The sequence below is a fragment of the Allocoleopsis sp. genome (assembly GCF_036703385.1).
In the GTDB taxonomy this organism is placed as follows: Bacteria; Cyanobacteriota; Cyanobacteriia; order Cyanobacteriales; family Coleofasciculaceae; genus Allocoleopsis.
Window position 1 is genome coordinate 1 of the sequence record NZ_DATNPA010000305.1, and the last position, 3,834, is coordinate 3,834.

The 3,834-nt window shown below is 49.6% G+C and carries 2 protein-coding genes and 1 pseudogene; 1 reads left to right on the forward strand and 2 read right to left on the reverse strand.

From position 1 onward, the window contains the following. Window positions 1-472, forward strand: a 472-nt coding sequence (locus V6C93_RS15270) for a sensor histidine kinase (protein ID WP_333477522.1), incomplete at its 5' end; no start/stop codon positions are given. A gap of 56 nt (window positions 473-528) precedes the next feature. On the opposite strand, the gene gcvP is transcribed toward V6C93_RS15270, so the two are convergent. Further along, the gene (gene gcvP / locus V6C93_RS15275; RefSeq protein ID WP_349262721.1) at window positions 529-3,510 is read right to left on the reverse strand and encodes an aminomethyl-transferring glycine dehydrogenase; all 2,982 of its coding nucleotides are present in this window, start codon (window positions 3,508-3,510) and stop codon (window positions 529-531) included. A gap of 167 nt (window positions 3,511-3,677) precedes the next feature. Continuing rightward, a pseudogene (locus tag V6C93_RS15280) lies at window positions 3,678-3,834 on the reverse strand (glycine cleavage system protein H); the annotation flags it as partial.

Consider the following 3,834-nt stretch of genomic DNA (forward strand, 5'->3'; position numbering starts at 1 on the left):
TTTGCAAAATCGTCTAAAGGCTGCCGGAGGGCATACGGAAATTGAAGTGATTAAAGAGTACGGCAACTTACCACTAGTAGAGTGTTATGCCGGACAGCTCAATCAAGTGTTTATGAATTTACTCAGTAATGCGATCGATGCTATTGATGAACAAAACCAGCTGCTAACACCGGAGGAAATCCAAGCCAATCCTAGCTTCATCCGAGTGCGCACAGAATTAGTAAATGACAGTGAGATAGCCATCCGGATTATCGACAACGGGCCAGGAATCACTAAGACAGTTAAAGCAAGGCTGTTTGACCCGTTCTTTACCACCAAACCTGTAGGAACCGGTACGGGTCTAGGGTTGTCGATTAGTTATCAGATTGTGGTGGAAAAACACGGGGGTCAGCTACACTGCTATAGCCAGTTGGGGCAAGGGACAGAGTTTGTGATTCAGATTCCCATTCAGCAACCGACTAAGAACTCTTAGAACAGGGCACGACATTGTCGTGCCCCTAGAGTATTCCTAGGCCATTACACCACAAACTACTCCTGTGTATAAGCCTCCATTCCTACACAAGAGCACACTAAATTGCGATCGCCAAATGCATTATCTATCCTTCCCACAGTAGGCCAGAATTTATGCTCTCGTGTCCAAGGTGCCGGGTAAGCAGCTTGTTCGCGAGAATAGGGATGATTCCATTCCGAACTCATCAAAGATTCTGCCGTATGGGGTGCATTCTTCAACACATTATCGTGAACATCCACCTTACCCGTTTCAATCTCCTCAATTTCCTTACGAATCGCAATCATCGCCTCACAAAAACGGTCTAATTCTTCCTTAGACTCACTTTCAGTGGGTTCCACCATCATCGTCCCCGCCACCGGCCAGGAGACGGTAGGGGCATGGAAACCGTAGTCCATCAGACGCTTAGCAATATCATCCACTTCAATCCCAGCCGACTTCTTCAACTGTCGCAAATCCAAGATGCACTCATGGGCGACTAAACCCGATTTTCCCTTATACAACACCGGATAGTAAGGCTCTAAACGACGGGCAATATAGTTAGCATTCAAAATCGCCACCTTCGTTGCTTCCGTCAATCCTTCTGCCCCCATCATGGCAATGTACATCCAAGAAATCGGCAGAATACTTGCACTCCCCCAAGGTGCAGCGGAAATCGCCCCAATCGATTTTGGATTTTGGATTTTGGATTTTGGATTAATCTCGTGCATGGGGACAACCGAATGCCCAGGTAAGAACGGCACCAGATGCGCCATTACCCCAATCGGCCCCATCCCAGGACCACCGCCTCCATGAGGAATACAGAAGGTTTTGTGCAAATTCAAGTGGCAGACATCCGCCCCAATATCACTCGGACGGCACAAACCCACTTGGGCGTTCATATTCGCCCCGTCCATGTAAACCTGTCCCCCGTGGGCATGAACCATCTCGCAGATATCCCGAATCGACTCTTCAAACACACCGTGCGTCGAGGGATAGGTAACCATCAAGGCGGCAAGTTCTTTGCTGTACTTTTCAGCTTGACGCTTTAGGTCATCCAGGTCAACATTCCCCTGGTCATCACACTTAACCGGCACCACCTTCATCCCACACATGACAGCACTCGCAGGATTGGTTCCATGCGCCGACTCTGGAATCAGACAAATCTTGCGATGTCCTTCGCCTAGGTGTTGATGGTACTGACGAATCACCTGAAGTCCCGCATACTCCCCCTGAGAACCCGCATTCGGCTGGAGAGAAATGCCTGCAAAGCCGGTGATTTCTGCTAACCATTCCTCCAACTGCTGGAATAAAACCTGATACCCAGCGGTTTGCGATAGGGGGGCAAAGGGATGAATCTTACCAAACTCCGACCACGTTACGGGTATCATCTCAGCGGTTGCGTTCAGCTTCATCGTGCAGGAACCCAAGGGAATCATCGATGTTGTCAGCGATAAATCCTTCGCTTGCAGGCGATGCAGATAACGCAACAATTCCGTTTCTGAGTGATAGCGGTTAAAGACGGGGTTGATTAAATAGCTGCTGTCACGGGCGAAAGGTTCGTCAAACTCAACGGTTACCCCCTTAGCTAAGTCGTCCACCCCAAAAGGTAGTTCTGTAAGACCTTGCACTCCGACACCCGCGAAAATCTTCCACAGGTCGAGTAAGTCTTCTACCGTTGTGGTTTCGTTTAAAGTGATGCCAACAGCAGTCGTCTCAAAACTTCGCAGATTTATGCCCCGCGCCTGGCAGGCGGCTAAAATCTCTTCTAAGCTGTGGATGCCCAATTCCACCCGTAATGTATCAAAGAATAATTCTGACCCAAGTCTGTATCCCAGTCGCTTCAACCCCGCCGCCAGAATCGCTGTTAACCAATGTACTTTCTGGGCAATGCGTTTAATTCCCTCTGGCCCATGATAAACCGCATACATTGAAGCCATTACTGCTAGCAGTACCTGCGCGGTACAGATATTACTCGTGGCTTTATCACGGCGGATGTGTTGCTCACGAGTTTGCAGGGCTAAACGTAGTGCAGGTTTACCTTGAGCATCTTTGGAGACACCGACAATCCGCCCTGGAACTTGCCGTTTGTAAGCTTCTCGCGTGGCAAAGTAGGCGGCATGAGGCCCCCCGTATCCCAGTGGAACACCAAAGCGCTGTGTGCTGCCTACGGCAATATCCGCGCCAAATTCTCCAGGGGGTGTAAGTAGGGCAAGGCTTAAGGGGTCGGCAGCAACGGTGACTAATGCACCCACTTCATGAGCCTTTTCGATAAATTCCCGATAGTCGTAAATTGTGCCATCTGTGGCTGGGTACTGGAGTAGTGCGCCAAAAATAGGTTGTTCAAATTTGAACGTCTGATGGTTACCGACAACCACCTCAATTCCCAGTGGTTGAGCACGGGTTTGTACCACTTCAATGGTTTGGGGATGGCAGGCACTAGAGACAAAGAAGGTATTGGCTTTGGTCTTACACAAGCCATAGCTCATGCTCATTGCTTCGGCGGCGGCGGTGCCTTCATCCAGTAAGGAAGCATTGGCGATTTCCAAACCTGTGAGGTCAATCATCATGGTTTGGAAATTCAGGAGTGCCTCTAGACGCCCTTGTGCAATTTCCGCTTGATAAGGGGTGTAAGCAGTGTACCAGCCTGGATTTTCTAGAATGTTGCGCTGGATGACGGGCGGGGTGATACAGTCGTGATAGCCCATGCCGATGAGCGATCGCAAGACCTGATTTTTGGAAGCGATTTCTTTGATCTGGGCTAAGGCGGCGTACTCACTTTGGGCGGCGGGTAATTGTAGGGGTCGATTCAGGCGGATGGCAGAGGGAACTGCTTGGTCAATTAAGGCGTCAAAATTGGAGAATCCCAAAACGTTGAGCATTTCCTCGATATCAGCGGCACTGGGGCCAATGTGCCGCCACAAAAACGAATCGGCCTCTGGTGAGGAGAAATTCTGCTGAGAGTCAAGCACGCTTTGAGCGTCTTTCGCTTCCGGGTTAACTTTGACATCCAAGTTAGGCATAGGGAACCGATTCATTGAAGGACTGTGGCGCGTTACAAATGTCAAGTGTTAGCGCGACACATTATTATTTTGTAATAAACCCCAAGAAAATAGCTCTCAGCAGACATTTTCCGGTTCTTCTTTAGAGTAAGCGATTGCCTACGGCACCAGCGAAGCTGATCGCTTCTCTAAGCTTCTCCTTCCACCTGTTCTCGATACTCACTCGCCGACAACGCATCGACTACTTCATCTGCATCGTTGATGCGTAGCTTGACCAACCAACCTTCGCCATAAGGGTCATCTGCAATCAGTTCGGGAGACTCAATCAGTGCTTCGTTGCGCTCA

Bases quoted from the DNA above. Each gene is read 5' to 3' on its own strand.
- gcvP (WP_349262721.1), bottom strand. From the start codon at position 3,510: ATGCCTAACTTGGATGTCAAAGTTAACCCGGAAGCGAAAGACGCTCAA.